Consider the following 21,624-nt stretch of genomic DNA (forward strand, 5'->3'; position numbering starts at 1 on the left):
AGGTTGAGGGCCACGCAGCGCGTGGCCCTCAACCTTTATAGGTATTGAAAATGTTTACGAATTCAACACGGCTTACTTCTGGTATCCGTGTGGATTCTTTTGCTGCCAGTTCATCGAGGTAGCTGCCATATCATCCATGGTGTACTGGGCTTCCCACTGCAGGTCCTGGCGAGCCTTGGACGCATCGGCGTATGAGGACGCAACGTCGCCGTCACGACGCGGCTGGATAACGTACGGAATCTCTTTGCCCACTGCCTTCTCGTATGCCTTGATAACTTCGAGTACGGAGTAGCCGTGACCAGTTCCCAAGTTGTATACATAAACACCGGCCTGTTCGATATTCGACGCGGCAGCAACGTGACCTTGGGCTAGATCCATGACGTGGATATAGTCGCGCACACCGGTACCGTCGGCAGTATCGTAATCATCGCCAAACACATTGACCTTTTCGAGTTCTCCGATCGCAACTTTGGCAACATATGGGGTCAGATTTGCTGGAATACCCTTAGGATCTTCACCGATCAACCCGGATTCGTGTGCACCTACTGGGTTGAAGTACCGTAGCAAGACGACTGTCCATTCTGGATCAGCGCGATGCAGATCGGTCAAAATCTGCTCTTCAAATACCTTCGTCCAACCATATGGGTTAGTTGCTTGAGCAGCCGGAGTTTCTTCGGTGATCGGCAGGGTTTGCGGATCGCCATAGACGGTTGCCGAAGATGAGAAGATAATCTTCTTCACTCCGTGGCGGCGCATCGAACGTAGCAAGACCAGTGCGCCACCGACGTTGTTGTCATAGTATTCGAGTGGCTTTTCAACGGACTCACCCACTGCCTTCATTCCCGCGAAGTGAATAACCCAGTCGATCGTGTTCTCGGTGAAAATCTGATCGAGGAGTTCTTCGTCGCGCAGGTCGCCTTCATAGGCGCGTACTGGTTTGCCGATGATCTGTTCGACGCGTTGGAGAGCTTGCGGGGATGAGTTGGAATAGTTATCGACGCACACGACGTCGAAGCCTTTTTCCACGAGTGCCACGGTGGTGTGGGTACCGATATATCCAGCGCCACCGGCAACAAGAACTGTTGTCATTTCATTCACCTGTCTTAGTTGATTGTTCAAAGGTTCCGTTTAGTTTTCGGGGGTGAATCCGAGGCCTTCAAGGAAGCCTTGAGTGATTCGGTGGTCCTTAAACACTGCGGTATTTTCTAGGATACGCTGGCAGACGCTTCCAAGCTCGTCCCGAATCGCTTGTGCGATAACATCCGCATCACGACTATCTCCAATCAGCTCGCGCAATTCTGCGAAAACACCAGCAAATTCGCTGAGTTCTTCGGGCAGTTCGCGGTCTTCTTGTAGGAGTTGAGCTAGCTGGTCGAGCTGAGTGTCCAGGCGGCCAGGCAAAATAAACAGACCTTGAGCTTCAATCAGTCCGATCGATTCTTGCTTGATGGCAAAGAACTCTGGGTGGGCGTGGAAGACTCCTTCAGGGTACTCTTCGCTGGTGATATTCGATCGGAGAATGATCGACATTTCATATCCGCGTTCAGTGAGTAAAACTGTTGGCGATACGGCAGAAAATACATCGTCACCATCGCGCGGAATAATGCCGAGTTCTTCGTTATGGTAGTTGATCCAGGCTTCGTGGATGCGTGCGGAGAGCTCTTCAATCGCTTCACGATCCGTTGATACGACGCGCACTGCAGTGTTGTGCCAGTCTAGGATCTCGATTCGTGCTTGCGGGAAGTCAGCAGCGATGAAGGTCTTCCAGCTCCCAGCAACATGCATTGGGAGCTTTTCGCCACCGGCCTGATAGTGATCGTGACCTAATACTGATCCTCCAATACGTGGCAGTGCCGCGTTGGAGCCGATAAACAGATCCGGGAACTGGTCTACGAAATCCATTAATCGGCGGAAAGTTCCGCGATCGACGTGCATAGGCGTATGCTCGTAATTTACTGCAATGCCATGCTCGTAGAGGTAGCCGTATGGGGAGAATTGCCAGAACCACGACTGCCCATCAAGGGTTAATGGCACGGTACGCAACGTGAATTTGGTTCGGCCAGCAAAGCCTTCATTTTCGTGGCAGATTGAGCACTTGGGGTAGCCGCCTGCTACTGAGTTTCCTGCTTGGGCTTTAGCTGCGCTCTTAAACTCCGGCTTGGCTTTGTTAATGGTAATAATCAGACCGTTGGTTTCAAAGCGTGGATTTTGATCGAGTACCGAGCGGCGAACATAGTTGTTCTTGATCGAATAATCGTAGAGGTTCGCCATGGCTTGGGAGCCACCGTGGGTTTCGACGTCGGTGAGAAAGACGCGTTTCATCGCCGAGGGCGATAAGCTCACGATCCCCATCATTTGGTCGCATAGGGACTCAGCTTGGCTCTCGTCGAACAACCCGGCAGCTATTCCGGTTTCGCGTAACTGTTCGAGGATCGCATCGGGGCGCTCATGGTCACTGCCGGTTGCGCCGGTTGGGCGATATGAGTTCAATCCGAAAAGCGCGAAGATCTGGTTGCGTGCCCAGTCACTATCGGTGGGGTCGAGTTTGAGATGAGTGTGAGCGTAGTCGATGAGAGCATCGACTGCAGAATAGAAATCGGTGAGCTTATCGTCGCTCATGTTACTTCTCCTCGTGTCCGTTGTGATCGCCGTCGTTGCCGTTGTAGACGTCGGTGGCGATCTTACGCATCTGGTCATATTTGCGTTCAATATCGGCAACGAGAGCGATTTGGTTGCGGGCACGCACGAGATTATGTTCGCTGTAGGCGGTCGCAAAGTAAATATCGCCATCGATATAGTCGGTTAAGAAACGCATACCGCATTCGGCGGTCATCAGCTTTACCGAAAACGCTAACAGGTCGAGTTCGGCTGGGGTGAGGGTTTCGCGCAATACCGGGATAAATCCTTGACAGTATGCGGTGTAGAGTTCGAGCCCGAAGCCGACTTTCGCGGTGTCTTTTTCGTCTTCGTCAGCCAGGGCGGCTCCGGTTCGTAGCGCGTCTCCGAAGTCGTAGAGTAGCGATCCGGGCATCACGGTATCGAGATCGATCACGGCTCGGGCTGCGCCGGAGTCTGCGTCGAGCAAGATGTTGTTGATCTTGGTGTCGTTGTGCGTTACGCGCGACGGGATCTCGCCAGTAGCCAAGAGGTCGGTGACGTGTGAGTATTGTTCGGCGCGCTCGGTAAAGAACGCGATTTCTGCCTCGACGTCAGCTACGCGCCCGGCCGCATCCTTTTCCACTGCTGCCAGCAGGTTTTGGTAGCGTGTTGGCGTGTGATGGAAAAACGGAATGGTTTCGGCTAGGAGTGTGGCATCGAAGTCGGCTAGGTCGTTTTGGAACTGGCCGAATGTGCGCGCTACTGATCGCACCATCTGCGATGAGGTAGCTAAGGAGTAAGACAGTGAATTATCGATGTAGCGATACATCCGGAAGAATTCATCTGCGTGCTCGTAGTAGAGTTTGCCATCGCGAGTGGGAATGATCTCCAAGGTTTCCTTACCTTTACGGGCAAGGTGCTCGGTGACGAGCTTGATGTTGTTCATCAAGCTCGCTACGTCTTTGAAGATTGTGGTGTTGATGTGTTGCAAGATGTAGTCGCCGCTCGTGGTCTTGACCCGATAGGTGCGGTTGATGTGCCCATCACCCCACGGAATGCTAGATTCTAGCTCACCTGAGATAGCGAACTGGGTTGCAATATCTAATACTTCACTCATGACAGTGACTTCCATTCGATTGCTGATGGTGCGAGATCGAACGAATCGGTCGTTCCGTCAGGCAACGTAACAACGGTTTGCTGTGGGTTTTCGGAGTTGTTCGTCACGGCATACATGTTGTTGTGGGCAAAGTAGGCAACTTCGCACTCGGGGTTCGATGAACTCCACGTCACGTACTGGTCTTCTTTTTGGGCAGCATAGAACAAGATGCGTTCAAGCAACCGTGCATTGAGTGCAGAGTATGGCAGGCCGGAGAGGTAAACACCGCGCCCAGCATCGTAGGAATTGACTGCGAGCTGGACTTGTCCGTCAAGACCAGAAATTACTGTGGTGTTTTCCGAGATCGGGAAGGTGTTCATAATCGCTTCACCGAAATCGAGTGCTTGACGTGGAATATCGTCGATGACGAAGTGTTCTTGCGTGATTTCTGGCCAGTATTTGTCTACGTTGAGGCTGTGGTAGATTTCTTGATCGACGCCGAGAATATCGGCGAGCTGGAAGTGACGGCCACCGTGTTCGATAGCGCTCGGCTGGCCGATACCAACGAAGCCTTTACCACCGCTGACCCAAGAACGAATGAGGGCTACAAGTTCGGGGTTCTTCCATGCTTGTGCGCCGGAATATGAGGTTCCTTGTGGTCCGGCGTTGATAATGACGTCGATGTCTGGGTCGATACCGTTGGTGAGGATGTCATCAAAGCTCAAGAATCGTACATTGACGCGCATGCCCGATAGTGCTTCGAGGATTCCGTAGAACGAGCGGTTGTACTTGTTCGGTAGCGCGTGGGCCACGGTAAATTCTTGCCATGAGCGGCGCGCACCCCAAGCGTCAAGCAGTGCAACAGTGAGCTGGGTTTGTGCGCCTTGACCACCGGACTTTTCGTAAATGTCGCGGAATTCGTTGGAAATTGTGGCGACGTCGTCGACGAATTTCGGGAACTGGTATGCCAAGGAGAGGTATCCGCCGTATCCCATACGCTCTAGTGGGGAACGAAGGATTGCGCGGCGTGCCTTACGCCAGTTATCCCAAGCTTCGATCGAAGGATCAGCACCTTCATAGAAAGAATCTGGGAAGAAGTAAGGCAAGAAGCGACCCTCATGATACTTTACGCCTTTGATGTCGGCGATCATGCGGGTGGTGGTGCCATCGCCAACCGAGCCAACGATCGCATCCATTCCTACTGCCGGGAATGTGTCCGAGTAAGGTTCGGTGCCGATCCACTGATCGCCAAGGAACATCATGGCTTCTTTGCCAGCGGCTTGGACTCGCTCAACCATTTGCTTCATTAATGAGTGGACGAAATTGGCGGTGAAATCGAGCCAGTCGCGCTGTTCCTTGCTGGGGTAGACGAAGGAAGAACCGTAGGAACCGCCGTCGACGAAATGTTCTGGGCGCATCCGATATCCGTATTCTTTTTCGAACTCGTCAAGTGCCCGCGGGGAGACGGTGACGGCGAAACCAGTCCAGTCCACGATCTTTTCTTTGCGTTCGTTGTTGAAGATCAGCGTGAACTGGTAGAAGAAGGTGGTGAATCGAACGACGTCGACGTGTGGGTTATCCACTAGCCACTGATCGAGCGTGTTGAGCATGAACTCTTGGATTTCGGGGTGGCGCGGATCGAAGGCGATTTCGTGTTCCTTATCGCCCCAATCGTTGGTGATGTGGTTATACATCTGCACTGGATCCCAAATGACGTAGGCCAAGAAGGTCACGGTGTATTCGTGCATCGGCTGTGCCTGGTCAATGTGAACGACGTCGGCTTCGGCGTCAAGTGACCACTGCTCGGTTGGGATAATCTCACCGGAGGTGCGATCGATAACTTCCCAGAATCTCTGTGGGCTAGCATCGCGGTTGATGGTGAGTTGCTCAGCAAAGTAGGTGTGCATCAGCGGCACGTCGACTGTGCTGCTTGTGGCGCGGGTCCGCTCGGACATGAGGTATACCATCGGGACACAATCCATGTGGTCTTTGATGAAATAGTTGTGACCACGGGTTGGGAAGTATGCCGAATAGATACGTTTGCCCATCTTGATGACGTCTTCATCAAGGTGGGTGCCGTCTGAATTACGGATTGCGTCCGCGCCCCATTTTTGGGCAAGTTCGTGTGACTGTTCCACGAAGTTTTCTTCAGTAGGCATCGTAAAGCGACCAACGCTCATTTTTTCTCCAGTGCTCGTATATAGGTTCTGTTTTTAGGTTGATGCGAAGTCATTTTTTGCAGCTGTTTGTGGTTGCGACGTTAGAAGTATACGGAAGTATCTTCATTATCCCTCCCCCTTGAGGACTGACTGGTACGTGTTCATGATTCACGCGGTTTCGACCATTTTGTGGTTTCGACCGTTGCTCAGGAGAATCGGTTCAATCGACATTCAACCGCGAAAATCGTAACACATTTGAGACCCAAACGACACACTTTATTCGCACGTTGCATTTTCTTTTTACAACTTAACAAAAGTTATTTTTATCTATACCATATTGGCCATACGACGAGGTGTTGCCAGCGTTGGAATGACGACGGCGATATCCCAACAAACTTACGAACTGAGGCTAAGCGTGGCACGTGAGAAATACTCAACTTCGGCTTATCAACTGATTAAATCTGGAGCCGTAGCACACCGGTCTGACTTGGTTCGCGAACTGGGCGTCTCGGCGTCTACCGCGTCGAATATCGTGCGCGACCTTCTAGCCCAAGGGCTGATCTCCGAGATCAACTCCCAGCAATCAACTGGTGGACGTCCAGCAAAAATTCTTGAATCGTCTGCGGTACCCGACGTCGTCGCCGTCGCCGAACTCGGAACTAGACATATTCGATATGCTGTGACGAACTCCGTCGAACCAACGATGCCAGCGCGCGAAATCCATCTACCGCAACTCACCGAACCCGAAGAAACAATCGATCGTCTCGTAAAGCTCTGGGGGCAGTTGCGCGACGAACTCTATCCCGGTGCCTCTATCTGCGCATACGGATTATCGGTATCAGCCCCGGTCAATTCCGCTACCCAACGCATTGTTATGCCGGCGCGAATGCTCGGCTGGCACAACACCGACTTAGCGGAACTGATCTTTCGGCGCACCGGCAGGCCGGCATGGATCGAAAACGATGCGCGCGCAGCCGCGCTTGGCGAAGTGCGGCGCGATGCGAACTGCCCGCAAACATTTATATACGTCAAGGCCGGATCTGGTATCGGTGGGGCGTTAGTGGTCAACGGGGAAGTGTTTGCCGGAGCAGGCGGAATGGCTGGAGACTTGGGGCATGCCCAGGTGGCCTCCGGATCGACGATCGTCTGCGGCTGTGGCCGCAGGGGATGTTTGGAAAAAGAGGCTTCTGGCAGCGCGATTCGAGAAAAAGCACTCGCGGCCGGGATCGTTTTGAATAGTATGCAAGATATTATTGATGCTAGCTTGTCACAAATGCCAGAAATAGTGCCGATGATTCGCCGCTCGGGCGAACTCGTTGGGCGGGCACTAACCCCGCTGGTGAACTTCATGAACCCCGAAGCCGTTATTGTTGGCGGGGCGCTTTCTGAAATCGGTGCTTTTATGAGCTCTCTGCGCGCCTCACTGTTTGCCACCGCCAGCTCCAGCTCCACCACCACCTTGAGCATCGAACCGTCTTTCTACAACAATAACTCTGCGCTAATTGGCGCTGCTCGCGCTGCCCACCGGCTGCTCGTCGATGCACAGGCGTGACGGAAATGGATGATGTGGGTGGATGATGTGGGTGGGTGGTTTCCTAAGCTAGCTAAAGCATCCGATAGTTGTGGATAATTAACACCTCCAGTTTTTATAAAAACTGGAGGTGTTAATTATCCACATGAGTTACTCAGGAATTCTGCGGATATCTAAGTTCTCCGAAATAAAATCAAACTGAGTTGATCGTGATTTAACTACTGGAATCAACTGTTGTTGTCTGCGACCTTTCTCCGGATGGAATTTTCCGTATATTACCATGGCGAGCGGCTTAGATTTTTGCGCATCATCTTCATCGAGTCGTTTGCTGCTTTCGTTGAGAAAAACAGGGATTTTCTCGATGAGATCAGCTGATCCACGTCCCAAATAGAATGGGAAGTCTGGAGCGAACGCTTTACGTCCTAGATAGGTTGCAAAACCAGGTGAAGCCAGCGCATTTTCGAGCTCGTCGATATGGTCAGAGGTGATACGGACGAGGAATTCACCATCTGCCAGATACGTCCTGTTGACTACTGAGGTTCCACCTTGTGCATCGGGTGTGAAAACGAGCGCCTTGCCTTTGGCTTTGCCGGCAGAAGCTCCTTGAACTATCAGATGTCTACGCCGAAAAAGTATCGATTCCGTCCTTGGATTAATCGTATGGAAATCATCAACGATGTTCGGGCGACGATCTTGACGAACAACAAATTCGACGTCGTTTAACCAATCTGGCCATTTTCCACGCTCAGCTCCCAAGGCGCCTGCAAGTAGCCCAAGAAGACCCGAACGAGTGGGCCATGACTCGGTACGAACGATGTTACCACTCACCGCTGGTCCAGCCCACGACTGTATCGGAGCACTGAGTCGGATGTACAACGATTCGATCATTGCAAAATCCAATCCACAATACGATCAATCATGCCGTCAAGACTGTCGCGTTCCACACCTGCAAAAAGCTCATCGGAAAATTCAGCAGTGCCGGACAGAACTTCAACTGGACCGAAATTATGTGGATCGAATGAGCGTGCTCGTTGATATTGTGCTGCGAGTTCTTTTATTGTTTCAGCTTCGTAACCACCATCCGGACCGACCAATACAGGCTTTTCAAAGCTATATGCGGTGCGGTAACGCTGTTCTTCAGCTAACACAAGGCTCGGCATTGTGTAAGGTGCAGTAGAGTTTTCCTTACCGCGTGGCATACCGTAAATCGCGGCTCGAATGAACTCCCGTAAGTTATCTCGCGTTTCTGGGAGTTCAAATGCGGTCCAAACTGCTTTAAGCTGATCTTTGTCGATCGAAATCGTTCGATAAAACGTGCCGTTAACATACCGAGACACTCCCAAATAGGTGGCACCAGATTCACGATTGCGCTCACGCACATCATCACCCGTGGAGAAATAATCTGACTCAATAGTCGCCGCGTGAGTAGTAACTCCAGGCGAAACAGATATCGCTGCTTCAGTATTTTTTTCTGGCGCATTAGCGAACATACGACCAAAAGCAGCAATCGCTAATGATCCCGTCTTACCATCGGCAATATATTCATTGTTTTCTTCACCATCGATTAGGCTCTGCGCTAAGGTTGTTAATTCTTCTACCGAGAGCCACGCGGAACGATCTGATTCTTTCTCTGCTGCTTCGCTTTTGGTTAGCTCACCGATACGTTTCGCTGCGGGCTTGCGCAATGATTCTTTTTCAATCTCTGGATTCAATTTAGTGGCGATATCGAGCACTTCGTCAACAAGTTTTCCAGAACGCACTGAGAGATCTAGGCTAGCTTCTTCATATTTTCCGCGGATACCACGCTTAATGCTCTGAGATGAGTGCATCGCGCGCAATGCACCACCCAGCATAAGACGTTTCGGAGTTCCGGAATCGTCGCGATTAAGGTTCGAATATGGGACGTTAGAAATTATGTGTAGTGTTAGATTCTTTGCCATGATTTTCCTTAAGTTGCTTTATGGATGGTAATTAGTTCTCAGAAGTATCAGCAGTTTGGCCGATACTGCCGTAATAGTCTTTTAAAATTTGCATTCTTAACGCACGGGACTCCTCGCTTACGCCATTTCCCCATCGGGTAAGTAATCGATAAATTGAGAAATAATCGCATGCTGGAGGATTCGTTAATGAGTTTGCCATTTGCATTAATCGCCAGATAGACCGAAATGCTTCTTCAAAATCTTGGGTGTGAATGTAGGATAAACGTCGAGCAATCTCATCTGGTTTTCTAGGGTCGAAAGAAACCTGTTGGTCTTGTTTCTTTTGTCTAGCCCACGCTACCGTCAATTCACTACACCAAGTACCAAATGATTTGAATTTTCGTTCCTCAGTTTCTTGAGACTGTGGAATATCAATAAATTCAGCAATAAGAGCAGCCACTCGCACTGCTGTTGTGCGAACTTCTGGTCGCACATCGGGCCCTAACGCAGGGTATATGTATGGATATGCGTAATGTTCAGTAAACGGATCAGCTCCACGCCGAATGTTGGCTCGTTGTTGCCTAAAAGTATCTTTTGTTCGTCGATCTAGAATTTGATAGATCAACGCGTATTTTGCCTTATCGTCTACATTATTAACCACGTTACCCCTCCTATTCTTTCTAATTTTCCTCGGTTGTGCTGTAGTGATCGCGAATGATTTTACGAATGATACGCGAAAGACTTGCACGCACTGCATAAATTTGTTGCGAATGTTGACCAATAAATGGATCTGTTACTCGATCAAACGTTTGCATTGCCGCACGATACATTCCTTCTGCTAGTTCCTCACTGGCTAGAGTGCCAGCTCGAAGCTCACTCATATATGTTTCGTAAACTGGAGTTATTTGGCGCCAAAACTCAGCTGAAGCATCTGCCTTTGAGTTTTCTAGGGCATCTAATGCAAGTGCCGGGTAGCCACTAGCTTCACGTTTCGAATCTGAGGCATTTCGACGGCGGAACACTCCTGTAACACTACGATGGATAGTACGAATTAACTGCGCTTTCCATCGAACTTCGTTTCGCTGTTGAGGCCTTAACCCGAAACCCCAAACGTCAGGATCGGCGAAAAAGACCTCGGAGGCTCTTACACTGGGTGACGATGCAGTTCCTTCAATCTGGTGCCTAAAGAAAATAGGCATACGATCTTCAGCATCGCTTGGGAGCACATTAGCATTACCGGAATTCAATAAAGCAGCAAGTTTATCTTCGGCAGCCCACTCGATTGCCAAATCAGTTCCATCTCGACCAAAGTCGATTCGTTGAGCTTTCTTGGCACCATCACCCAATTTTGAATCTCCCATATAGAGGTACATTGGGTCATTCTCATTTCGAATATCCCACCACTCTTTTAACGCTTTTTCAGAGTCTTTACCGACATAACTAATTGGTAACCACTGTGGTGGAACACCTCCAACACGAACTCCAGCCAAAAGATATTGGCCATTTTCTTCGTTCCAATAACAAGCTGCAGTATTGGAGCTCCACGTCCCCATCCACAACGGATGAAGCAGTTCGTTTGGCAGCTTCGATAAACTCATTTCTCGGTCTGCCCATGCCGGAAGTCCTTGTCCTTCAACCCATTTCTTCGGCAATGACGCAAGGAGTGAATACAGGAAACTCTCTCCGTCGACTCTCCAAATAAATTCAGTAGCCGCATTTCCTTTGCCTAAGAATCGAATTCCTGGCGCACCCATCCGAGTTTTATCGCCATCATATTTATTGTTGCCTGCCATAGAGTAGTAGTGGTAGGTCACTAATTTCATAACTGCATCAGATAAAGAGAGCTCCGTTGGGAAACTGACGATAAGGTTCCAATAATCTTCTCCTCGGTCCGAGGGCATAGCAGGTGAAAGTTTCTTGACTTCTTGATCCCCAGGTCCTATTTTACGCGAAGTGTCTTTATCTGATTTGGGAGGCAAAACAGGCCGTTGCATAAAAGGATGGACCGAATCAAAAATATTAGTGCTAGGCGATAGTACATCCAAAGCATGGTCTACAGCACGACCGCTGAAACCCTTAGTAGACAAGGCGACCATGTCTGTTGCATTATCCCATTCAAAATCCTCTTCATAACGAAGTGCAACCGCAACAACTGATAGTAAAAATCTAAACGTTGCCGAGACGTCAAATGCTGGCTTTTGCAGATTCAACATAAAATCCGGTTCATGGGCCCGTAATAGTGCTTCACGAACAGAAACGTCACCTTGTGTTGTGGAGACCCAATTAATATCGGTTAATGCATTGATATCCATCTTCCTCTGCCCCTCATAGTGATTGGTGTAACATAAAGCGTAGTACCTGAATATAATTTTTTCAACTTGTAAAACAATGTTGATTTTAATAAAAAAGCAATGTACTTTTGAGATAGAGGGAAATTCCTCCAGAGACCAGAGCAATCTACCCCCGCAAATGCGGGGAAACTAACTTGTAAAACAATGGAAATACCCCCATAACTATGGGGAACTGAATAATAATAGCATCTACGCTGAAGGGGCGGACATGGTCGAGTCACTCTATCTGACAAAATATCCTATTCATCTTGCACTCAGTCAGAAAGCCGCTAACAAACCACGAAACGGCTGGGATGAAACTGACCCACAATTCCGCCACCGAGCAGTTATGGCGATCTTCGATACTGTTGATTCTGATAAGCCTCGAGAAGATGCTGCTATACTGTTCCGCGCTGACTTTCTAGCTGGCCAGGCACCTTTCTTCTTAATCCAATCGAAGATCCCGCCAGTGCATGCCCCGTTCGGAACGCAAACTGTAGAGCGAAAAATGGAGCTGTTGCCAACTGGAACTCCAGTTAGTTTTCGACTAGCAGTTAATGCGATTCGCCGAAGAACAATTCCTACCAATGTCGCGTCCCAAGGTTCCCACGTTATAACCACTCCAATTCCGTTCGATTTTTCTCCAAAAACTACCGAAGATGCATATAATCACGAAACAATGACGCCATGGCTAAATAACAAGCTCAAACTAGCCCTCGGTGACGTAACAATAACCAACCATCAGCGTGAACTCTTAGGCATTGACCGAAACGGGAAGTCTACGAGTTCTATGACAATCCAAGTCGATACTGTAGACGCGATAGCAACCGTTGTAGACGGGAGTGAACTCAACAATCTCATTCTTCATGGCGTCGGTCGAGCCAAGGCCTACGGATGTGGATTACTGACAATACAGGCTTTAGCATGAACACTCGAACGGAACTGTGGGCAAAACAAGACGGATTTGATAAAACATATCCATTACTTGCTCATTTACTTGACACCACAACGATTGCTGGTGTTCTCTATGACCTCTGGCTCCGTGATGGATTACGTCAACTATTCCACGAAAATCTTGGAAATAAGGCTAAATCCATCGTCCAATGCATTGCGGGACTTCATGACGTCGGTAAAGCTAGTCCACTATTCCAACAACGGCCTGCGGATAAGGCACAACACTGGGAAGATATCCGAAGAAAAATAAAAGATTCCGGCAACTATAGGAGTCTTGTGGGCTCATCGATTGCCTTAGATCGAACAAAAGAAGAAGCACGGCGCCATGAGCGACTTTCTGCCTACGCAAGCCAATCTATACTGCCTTCTCCACGCCAATCTGCCAAAAGAACATGGTTGCATTTAGCTCTTGGCGGGCATCACGGAAGATTCTGTGCCATAAGTAAGGCTTCTGACTCGAGAGCTCTCCTCCAAGACCTAGAATATGGCGGCTGGACTGCTGCCCAGAACGACTTAACGGACGCCGTACGGGCAGCCTGCCACCTCGATCGTGAAGATATTCCAGAACAGCTAGATTCAACTTTGACGTTGCTTCTTTCCGGACTGATTGTTTTGGCTGATCGGATCGCTTCTGGAGAACCATTCGTTGACGGCGGATTTGCTTTGCTTGCCAATTCCCCGGACATACTTGAAGATCCAGCACGTTGGATAATTGAACGCGAAAAAGAAGCTGTATCACGGGTTCGTGCCACAGTGGGTGTATATTCCCCTTGGAAGGACGAAGAGGCGGCTAAGCATGCAATTTTAGGCGATTATGACCCGCGCCCGATTCAGCAAGAAGCTCTCAATGCCCGAGAAGGGTTGTGGTCATTGATGGCTACTACTGGTAGCGGTAAAACTGAAGCCGCATTGTTGCGCCATTCTACCCGCCCAGAACGTCTCATTTTCTTGCTACCCACGCAGGCCACATCTAACGCTATTATGCGTCGAGTTCAGCACGCTTATCGAGACACAAGCAATGTAGCGGCATTGGCCCACGGCTTAGCTTCGGTGGAAGATTTTTACCAACAACCACTTTCAATGTACGACGACGAAGCACAATACGTTTCACGTGAAAACCAGACCGATCAACCCAGTGGACTATATCCGTCATCATTTGTTCGTGCCGGTGCCGCCCGACTTTTCGCTCCTGTTTGTGTAGGAACAATCGATCAAGCATTGGCTTCTGCATTACCTGGGAAGTGGATACATTTCAGACTTCTAGCGCTAGCTAATGCACATATTGTTATCGACGAAGTTCATACCCTTGATGTTTACCAAACCAAGTTATTAGAAGAGTTGCTGCCATGGTTAGCAAAGACTCGGACTCGAGTAACATTCTTAACTGCCACGATGCCTAGTGAACAGCGTCAGCAACTGATTTCCGCATATTCTCAGGCAGAAAAAGAACTTGAACCACCAGTTTTCCCATCGATCGACGTCGTTACCGAAACCCAAACTGCCTCAATTCCAGTTGAGTCTCTCACTGCAACTATGGCAATTGACCTGCGCCAAACAGAATATGATTCCCTCGTTGACTCCCACGTACTTTGGCACGAAGAAGTACGTGCGAAGTTTCCACAAGCACGCCTGGGAATTATTTGTAACACTGTAGCGCGAGCGCAAGAAACTGCGCGAGAAATTGCTAAAAATGGCGAGACCGTCGTAGTTTTACATTCACGAATGACTGCAGAACATCGCCGTCAAAATGCGCAGTTACTTCTTAATTTGCTTGGCCCAGATGGGACTGGCACGAACGTGACCGTTGTAGGAACGCAGGCGATCGAGGCTTCTCTCGATATCGATCTTGATTTTTTGAATACCGAAATTTGTCCGGCACCGTCACTCGTTCAGCGTGCTGGCAGGCAGTGGCGCCGAAATGATCCTCTTCGCGAGTCTCGCTGCCCTGGGGAAACCCAGAAAAAACTCACTGTGACCTGGTTCGACTCTGACCAAAGCGGGCCTTATCTACCATATTTGGCTGCGGAGATTAAACACACCCATGAGTGGCTTGATCAACACTCCCAACTTGTGATTCCAGACGATGCACAAGAGTTTATCGACTCTGCTCACGTTAAATTTGAGAACGCAATCACCGATTTTGATATGGAAGCTATAACTAAAGGAGCTTTGAAGGGGATGCGTGCAGAATCTAACCGCGCCCGGATAACAGACGCCTTAACAGAGCGCTCTATCGTTGGGAATTTCGTTGCACTCACCACGAATAATCCGGCAGATGAATCAACAACACGACTTATCGATGAAGGATCTACTGCTCGATTCATTCTAGGCGGCTCAGAATCTACGATTCCAGGTGCATGGCCCAAAACAGTAGAGGAACTTCTAGCCTTATCTTCACGGGATAAAGATGCCATTAGAGAGGCATTACATGCCTCCATACCTCTCTCTTTACCCCGTAATTCAGAGCAAGATTTTGTCGAACGTCTTAACGCGATCTCGTTATCTGAATCCCGTTCACTTTTGAATGGTTATTACTTCGTTCCTAACGCCGATCAGTTCTACGATGCGCAAATCGGTTTTACTGGTCCAGTACAACCTCTAAAGCCATGAGTTATTCACAAGAGGCACTTGCTTTTAGCACAATACCGGCAAATCATCAGGTACGAATTGAAGACAGAATATCGTTTCTGTATTTAGAGTATTGCCTAGTACGACAAGATCGCACCGGCGTCGTCGCCATTCAAGACGCTACTGACGACGACGATAACCCAGACTCTGAAGCAACCGTAACTCGAATCCAACTACCCGTCGCCGGATTAGGAGTGTTGTGCCTTGGACCTGGAACAAGTATCTCTAATGCAGCAATAACATCATGTGCGCGGTCGGGATGTACTGTTGTCTTTTCTGGAGGTGGCGGCGTTAATGCCTACACGCATGCAACTCCACTGTCATCTTCCGCGAAATGGGCCATTGCTCAAGCACGCTTGATAGCTTCCCCCGATGCGCAAAAAATTGCTGCCATTAAGCTCTATTCGAAGCAATTCGGTGCTGGGCAGGTCAGGGATGCTTCAATCAAAGTCATGCGCGGTATCGAAGGACGCATCATGCGCACAACATACCGGGATTTAGCCAAAAAAGCCAAGATTAAAGGTTTCAAGAGAGATACAGCTGCTACTGATCCAGTAAATACTGGGCTGAATGTAGCAAATTCTATTATGTACGGAGTTGCAGCTACGGTATGCGCAGCTATAGGTGTAAATCCTGCTTTGGGAATCATCCATCGCGGGGATATTCGCGCTCTTCTCTTCGATCTCGCAGATCTCTACAAAGCCCGAGTTGTCCTACCTCTTGTTTTTAAACATGCGCACGACGAAGATCCAATCAGTGAAATTAGACGCGACCTGCGCCAGGAGATTCATAGGCAACACATTATGGAAGATATGCTGGGCACACTCATGGAAATCTTAGAACCCCATCTTCCCAACCGCACTGATGATCGATTAATTGACGACCACGGCGAGGTCGCAGGACATACCCAATACGGAAAAGAAGATGAATGATGTTTGCAGTTCTGACATTAACCGCTGTTCCTGACCACCTCCATGGTTATGTGACCCGCTTTCTAACCGAAGCAGATAGTGGAATTTATATCGGAAACATTTCACGCAACGTATGCGATCGTTTATGGGAACGCGTGAGCACTACACTTGAAGATGGTACTTCTACTATGATTTATAGCGACCCTAAACGCGAACAAGGATTCTCTATGCTGACCGCAGGTAAAAATTCTCGACAAATTATTGACCTTGATGGTCTCGTTGTCGTATCCCTACGTCCCGGACGTGGAGAATCTAAAATTCGAAATCGTTGAAAATAAAGGGTTCCGTTAGTCTCTTCCCCGCATACGCGGGGGTATTTCCAGCCGTTCGGTAATCCCTCGACGTTTGACCCTCTCTTCCCCGCATACGCGGGGGTATTTCCAGAATGATTAATTACTCTACTGTTACACTAATCTCTTCCCCGCATACGCGGGGGTATTTCCGCTGTGCTTGCTCAGCAGTATTGCGAATGGCACTCTTCCCCGCATACGCGGGGGTATTTCCTAATCCACTATCTGAATTTAAGATGGCAAACACTCTTCCCCGCATACGCGGGGGTATTTCCGATATTCCGAGTTTGGAAGAAATGAGCGGACTCTCTTCCCCGCATACGCGGGGGTATTTCCGGCTCATTGGCCACTCTCATCGCTCATGCGTTCTCTTCCCCGCATACGCGGGGGTATTTCCCATTGTCCTACTCCAAGGGTGATAGGATCATTCTCTTCCCCGCATACGCGGGGGTATTTCCATCGGTTCCTTGCCGTTTAACATTGCGGTGAGCTCTTCCCCGCATACGCGGGGGTATTTCCATGGATCTCGTCTGTTACCAATTTGTTGATAACTCTTCCCCGCATACGCGGGGGTATTTCCAACCTGCCGGAAATCATCACCCTTATAAATCTCTCTTCCCCGCATACGCGGGGGTATTTCCATAGTGGAGTTTTCCGTCCCACGTAAGCTCAACTCTTCCCCGCATACGCGGGGGTATTTCCGGTCAGAATCAACAAAATGCGCACACACAAAACTCTTCCCCGCATACGCGGGGGTATTTCCAAGGATTGGAATTATTCCACTGAAGTATTCCCCTCTTCCCCGCATACGCGGGGGTATTTCCTGTGCATCGGAATGGCTCGGAGTATTCACCTGCTCTTCCCCGCATACGCGGGGGTATTTCCACTGGCGCCTCGTCAGCTGTGTTGGGGATTTCCTCTTCCCCGCATACGCGGGGGTATTTCCGAGTTTCCATGAGCGCTGATCCGCCGATTCCTCTCTTCCCCGCATACGCGGGGGTATTTCCCAAGATCATTGATAGGTAGCGACCCGAGCCAACTCTTCCCCGCATACGCGGGGGTATTTCCGTCCACCAAAGGTGTCCAATCCAAGCCCGCCACTCTTCCCCGCATACGCGGGGGTATTTCCTCCGTGAGGTGCTCCTTCTTTTCCCCATCGACCTCTTCCCCGCATACGCGGGGGTATTTCCATCAAATCCTAGACTTTTTGCGGTGTTTGCGTCTCTTCCCCGCATACGCGGGGGTATTTCCCTGAGAGATTCTGCAGTATCGTTAGTAGGCTGCTCTTCCCCGCATACGCGGGGGTATTTCCCTGGTGAACGTGGCCCCGGTGGTGTGCCTAAACTCTTCCCCGCATACGCGGGGGTATTTCCAAAGGTTACATTAGCTAATGTTGAGTGGGATACTCTTCCCCGCATACGCGGGGGTATTTCCAGGTAATCGGCTGGAAAGAATACGGCTCAGCACTCTTCCCCGCATACGCGGGGGTATTTCCTGCATCAACGGTAGAACCACCGAAGCCAGCAGCTCTTCCCCGCATACGCGGGGGTATTTCCAGCGGTGATGAGGATAACGGTAAGGCTCCAGCCTCTTCCCCGCATACGCGGGGGTATTTCCCAAGGAAAAGCCCCATTAGGTAGGCTGAATACCTCTTCCCCGCATACGCGGGGGTATTTCCCTTAATCCCGGAGTCCCTCTGGAACCTCTGAACTCTTCCCCGCATACGCGGGGGTATTTCCGAATAAGAATCGCGATTGTGGCTACGACGATCCTCTTCCCCGCATACGCGGGGGTATTTCCGTAAATAGCCTCAGTAAATTCACCCTCACACTCTCTTCCCCGCATACGCGGGGGTATTTCCTGTGAGGAATTTTCTGCCGTATTCCTCAAACGCTCTTCCCCGCATACGCGGGGGTATTTCCACGCATCTGCGCATCATAACTCGACCCTCCATCTCTTCCCCGCATACGCGGGGGTATTTCCATCATGCTTGATGTAACGTATTTCATCATCGGCTCTTCCCCGCATACGCGGGGGTATTTCCATTAGCTAATGTAACCTTTGTCCCGGCTACCCCTCTTCCCCGCATACGCGGGGGTATTTCCACGTTATTCAGTGGTCTGTGTCACATCGAAGACTCTTCCCCGCATACGCGGGGGTATTTCCCTTCTAGCCCTATATAGTCCCGTTTTTATCAACTCTTCCCCGCATACGCGGGGGTATTTCCAAGGTGAGTTTCTGGCATAAAGAAGAGGCTATCTCTTCCCCGCATACGCGGGGGTATTTCGTTGATGGAGGTAAGCAGGAGCACCTTACGGAGCTCTTCCCCGCATACGCGGGGGTATTTCCATGGTATAGATCGGAAAATGAGGGGTACTATACTCTTCCCCGCATACGCGGGGGTATTTCCGACTGTGTGGCCGAGTATCTGGGCTACTCCGTCTCTTCCCCGCATACGCGGGGGTATTTCCGGCAGTAATGAAATAGAAAAATACATTACCCGCTCTTCCCCGCATACGCGGGGGTATTTCCTAACACCATCGTCAGTTACACCGCTGGTGTCTCTCTTCCCCGCATACGCGGGGGTATTTCCTGGGCTTGGTCCTATCTTGGGTGGATTTGCCGCTCTTCCCCGCATACGCGGGGGTATTTCCACGTAGCCAGTGCCCTCGGTGGCCTTGATAAACTCTTCCCCGCATACGCGGGGGTATTTCCGATGCCCCCGGGCACTCTCTTAGGTACTAATTCTCTTCCCCGCATACGCGGGGGTATTTCCTATCTAGCGATATTGATTCAGAAATACGTCTACTCTTCCCCGCATACGCGGGGGTATTTCCGATTTGCGGGAATGTTCGCGGGGTTTTCCTGTGCTCTTCCCCGCATACGCGGGGGTGAAGTGCCCCAGGTTTTGTTCCGTTTGAGTAGATGGGATAATCTGGACTATGCCAAAGAAATTTGATCAGGATGCGAAGGATCGCGTCGTCCGCTTGGTAGAAGACCGTATTGTGGCGGAGAATGTTTCCTTGCAAGAAGCGTGCAAGATTGTGGCACCGAAACTAGGTGTTTCTTGGCACACTGCTCGGCAATGGACTCAGGTAGCTCGTCGTGAAGGACGCGTTCTTGAACGCTTGCCGGAGGACTTGGAAGTCGAAAATGCGCGGCTACGTTAGTGAAAACCCCGAGCTTCGCGATACTAATGAGTTCAGATAAGCAACGTCGGCTTTTTTCGCGTCGGAACTCGACCCGAAACGTCGGAAATGATTCGGTTCATTGATGAGTATCGAAATCGTTTCTCTACTCAGTTCATCTGCAAGACGTTAAACACTCACCGTGTTGGTGGTTTCATCACTTCTCGTGGCTATCGTCAATCACAATCCCGTGGCGTGATTACTCGTAGCCTGCGTGATGCTGCTGCCGATAGTGCATATCGTTGAGGTTCATGAAAGTAACTACAATGTCTACGGGATTCGTAAGATGTGGCACGCGTTGCGCCATGAGGGGATCGATATTGGTCGTGAGCAAACCGCTCGTTTGATGCGCCTTGCTGGAGTTAGTGGTAAAGGTAAGGGCCGCTTGCCTGTGACAACTCGCAAACCTCGGGGGCTAGATACTCGCCCGGACTTGGTGAAACGTGAATTTCGAGCTCCGAGGCCGAATCGGTTGTGGGTGGGGTGACATTACCTATGTCCGTACCCGTAAGGGGTTTGTCTACACCGCTTTTGTGACCGATGTGTTCTCCCGACGGATTGTCGGGTGGGCGCTAGTCGGTTCAATGCGAACTGAAGCGTTGCCGTTGCAGGCGCTCAATCAGGCGATCGTATGTGCGAAGAAAACAACTGGGCTGATTCACCATTCAGACCACGGCTCGCAGTATGTGTCCATTGTTTACAATGAGCGTCTTGCCGAGCATGGGATTACTGCCTCGACAGGGACGGTTGGCGATTCCTATGACAATGCTTTGGCTGAGAACGTCAACGGTTCTTACAAGAATGAGCTGATTCATAGGCGGTCATGGGCGGACGTGGTTGACGTAGAAATCGCGACGTTTGAATGGGTTTCGTGGTGGAACGAGTCACGACTTCACCAGAGCTTGGGCTACCGTACACCGGCTGAGGTTGAACAGGAGTTTTGGAACGGCAACACCGGCCATGAAATAATAGAAATCAAGGCACGTGCCTAGGAACAAAACCCGGGGCACTTCACATCCGTACACACTCAACACGCAACCACCACATACACCACACCAGCAACCGCGAATTATCCACACTAAAACGACCAAAACGATCAGGGTTCGACATATTCATCCTTCTGGTTTTTAGTACTACACGCTAACGTGTTAGTTCTCGTAGTGGGTGGGTGGCTCGGTTAACGAGTTCAGATAGGCGAGAGCTTGCGGGTTGTTAGCGTAAAACTCTTTATGCTCAGCGTAAATCCTTTCCGCGAAACCGTTACGCGTTATTTGAGCATTTTCTTCGCATTCAGGATCGTCAATAGGGCACCTGAGTAGTTCAAACCTGCGGTGTTGGAGTTCTTCTAACAACCGTAAATACACCAGCGAGTAATCGAATCGATTATAGTCAATATTGACCATCTTCCGACCCGCATACAGCTTATACCGGTTAAAGCCATAACCAATCTTGGTCACCTCATCAAACCGAACCTCACGGTAAAACAAGAACCCAAACTTCGTCCATACCTTATCGTGATCCACCCCAAACCGGCGCACTAACCCATAAATAAGAAAGAAAGCCGGTAATGCTAGCACGATAATAGGTACAAAAATCCATTTAATTATATCTGCTGGATGTTCAACCACCTTTATTGCATCCGAGATAATGAGCCATATAATTCCGAGGCAAATAGACCCAAAAACAGGTACGAATATTTTTGCTTGGGAAAACACGCGTGCCTCGGCAGGGTCTTTACTCATCTTCCGTAACGCGCGCTGCATGCTAGCACTCGCAGCCCCCGTGCTAAACGCCAGCCCCTCACCAAACTTCGCCGGTTCAATCACCATTATTTCAGCCTTTCGTACACTGCCACCCGACAGATTCTCATTTATAAATATGCAGACCTTCGAAACTGTCATGCAACACATTACCCGTGTCTATTAGTCCCGAAGTTCCCCTCACCATCACAACAGCTGGC

14 protein-coding genes, 1 pseudogene and 1 CRISPR repeat array are annotated in these 21,624 nt (G+C 49.9%); of the genes and pseudogenes, 6 read left to right on the forward strand and 9 right to left on the reverse strand.

Annotated elements, in window-relative coordinates; all coding sequences use genetic code 11:
* Positions 1-72 precede the first annotated feature (72 nt).
* From galE to gnpA, 4 genes are read right to left on the reverse strand one after another with little or no spacing between them, the layout of a single operon-like run.
* Positions 73-1,089, reverse strand: coding sequence for a UDP-glucose 4-epimerase GalE (gene galE, locus NG665_RS08255; protein ID WP_252674111.1), 1,017 nt, complete (start codon positions 1,087-1,089; stop codon positions 73-75).
* A gap of 39 nt (positions 1,090-1,128) precedes the next feature.
* Entirely contained in the window at positions 1,129-2,619 is a 1,491-nt protein-coding gene (locus NG665_RS08260) for a galactose-1-phosphate uridylyltransferase (protein WP_252673222.1), read from the reverse strand.
* A 1-nt stretch (position 2,620) separates the two neighbouring features.
* Entirely contained in the window at positions 2,621-3,715 is a 1,095-nt protein-coding gene (locus tag NG665_RS08265) for a phosphotransferase enzyme family protein (RefSeq protein WP_252673223.1), read from the reverse strand.
* Entirely contained in the window at positions 3,712-5,874 is a 2,163-nt protein-coding gene (gnpA, locus tag NG665_RS08270; RefSeq protein WP_252673224.1) for a 1,3-beta-galactosyl-N-acetylhexosamine phosphorylase, read from the reverse strand. The genes NG665_RS08265 and gnpA overlap by 4 nt, the downstream gene beginning before the upstream one ends.
* 394 nt (positions 5,875-6,268) lie before the next feature.
* On the opposite strand from gnpA, the gene NG665_RS08275 reads away from it, so the two are divergent.
* The gene (locus NG665_RS08275) at positions 6,269-7,405 is read left to right on the forward strand and encodes an ROK family transcriptional regulator (protein WP_252673225.1); all 1,137 of its coding nucleotides are present in this window, start codon (positions 6,269-6,271) and stop codon (positions 7,403-7,405) included.
* A gap of 129 nt (positions 7,406-7,534) precedes the next feature.
* On the opposite strand, the gene cas5e is transcribed toward NG665_RS08275, so the two are convergent.
* From cas5e to NG665_RS08295, 4 genes are read right to left on the reverse strand one after another with little or no spacing between them, the layout of a single operon-like run.
* Positions 7,535-8,272: a type I-E CRISPR-associated protein Cas5/CasD gene (gene cas5e, locus NG665_RS08280; protein ID WP_252673226.1), complete on the reverse strand. Its 738-nt coding sequence runs from the start codon at positions 8,270-8,272 to the stop codon at positions 7,535-7,537.
* Entirely contained in the window at positions 8,269-9,324 is a 1,056-nt protein-coding gene (cas7e, locus tag NG665_RS08285; protein WP_252673227.1) for a type I-E CRISPR-associated protein Cas7/Cse4/CasC, read from the reverse strand. Before cas7e ends, cas5e begins: the two co-directional genes overlap by 4 nt.
* A gap of 31 nt (positions 9,325-9,355) precedes the next feature.
* Positions 9,356-9,964 (reverse strand): type I-E CRISPR-associated protein Cse2/CasB, encoded by a 609-nt coding sequence (gene casB / locus NG665_RS08290; RefSeq protein ID WP_252673228.1) that lies wholly within the window; start codon positions 9,962-9,964, stop codon positions 9,356-9,358.
* Between the two features lie 19 nt (positions 9,965-9,983).
* Complete coding sequence (locus tag NG665_RS08295) at positions 9,984-11,615, reverse strand: type I-E CRISPR-associated protein Cse1/CasA (protein ID WP_252673229.1); 1,632 nt, start codon at positions 11,613-11,615, stop codon at positions 9,984-9,986.
* A 247-nt stretch (positions 11,616-11,862) separates the two neighbouring features.
* Here NG665_RS08295 and NG665_RS08300 point away from each other — a divergent pair, with 247 nt between their 5' ends.
* The 5 genes and pseudogenes from NG665_RS08300 (at position 11,863) to NG665_RS08320 (ending at position 20,656) form a co-directional block, all read left to right on the forward strand.
* Positions 11,863-12,561, forward strand: coding sequence for a type I-E CRISPR-associated protein Cas6/Cse3/CasE (locus tag NG665_RS08300; protein ID WP_252673230.1), 699 nt, complete (start codon positions 11,863-11,865; stop codon positions 12,559-12,561).
* Positions 12,558-15,197: a CRISPR-associated helicase Cas3' gene (gene cas3, locus NG665_RS08305; RefSeq protein ID WP_252673231.1), complete on the forward strand. Its 2,640-nt coding sequence runs from the start codon at positions 12,558-12,560 to the stop codon at positions 15,195-15,197. Before NG665_RS08300 ends, cas3 begins: the two co-directional genes overlap by 4 nt.
* On the forward strand, positions 15,194-16,147 hold the full coding sequence (gene cas1e / locus NG665_RS08310; protein WP_252673232.1) for a type I-E CRISPR-associated endonuclease Cas1e: 954 nt from the start codon (positions 15,194-15,196) through the stop codon (positions 16,145-16,147). Before cas3 ends, cas1e begins: the two co-directional genes overlap by 4 nt.
* Positions 16,144-16,458, forward strand: coding sequence for a type I-E CRISPR-associated endoribonuclease Cas2e (cas2e, locus tag NG665_RS08315; protein WP_252673233.1), 315 nt, complete (start codon positions 16,144-16,146; stop codon positions 16,456-16,458). The genes cas1e and cas2e overlap by 4 nt, the downstream gene beginning before the upstream one ends.
* 20 nt (positions 16,459-16,478) lie before the next feature.
* Positions 16,479-19,313: a CRISPR direct-repeat array (repeat unit 29 nt; unit sequence CTCTTCCCCGCATACGCGGGGGTATTTCC).
* A gap of 105 nt (positions 19,314-19,418) precedes the next feature.
* Positions 19,419-20,656, forward strand: a pseudogene (locus tag NG665_RS08320) (IS3 family transposase).
* 156 nt (positions 20,657-20,812) lie between these two features.
* Here the strand turns inward: NG665_RS08320 and NG665_RS08325 are convergent.
* The gene (locus tag NG665_RS08325; RefSeq protein WP_252673234.1) at positions 20,813-21,493 is read right to left on the reverse strand and encodes a hypothetical protein; all 681 of its coding nucleotides are present in this window, start codon (positions 21,491-21,493) and stop codon (positions 20,813-20,815) included.
* Positions 21,494-21,624 lie beyond the last annotated feature (131 nt).

The organism is Arcanobacterium pinnipediorum, assembly GCF_023973165.1.
GTDB lineage: Bacteria > Actinomycetota > Actinomycetes > Actinomycetales > Actinomycetaceae > Arcanobacterium > Arcanobacterium pinnipediorum.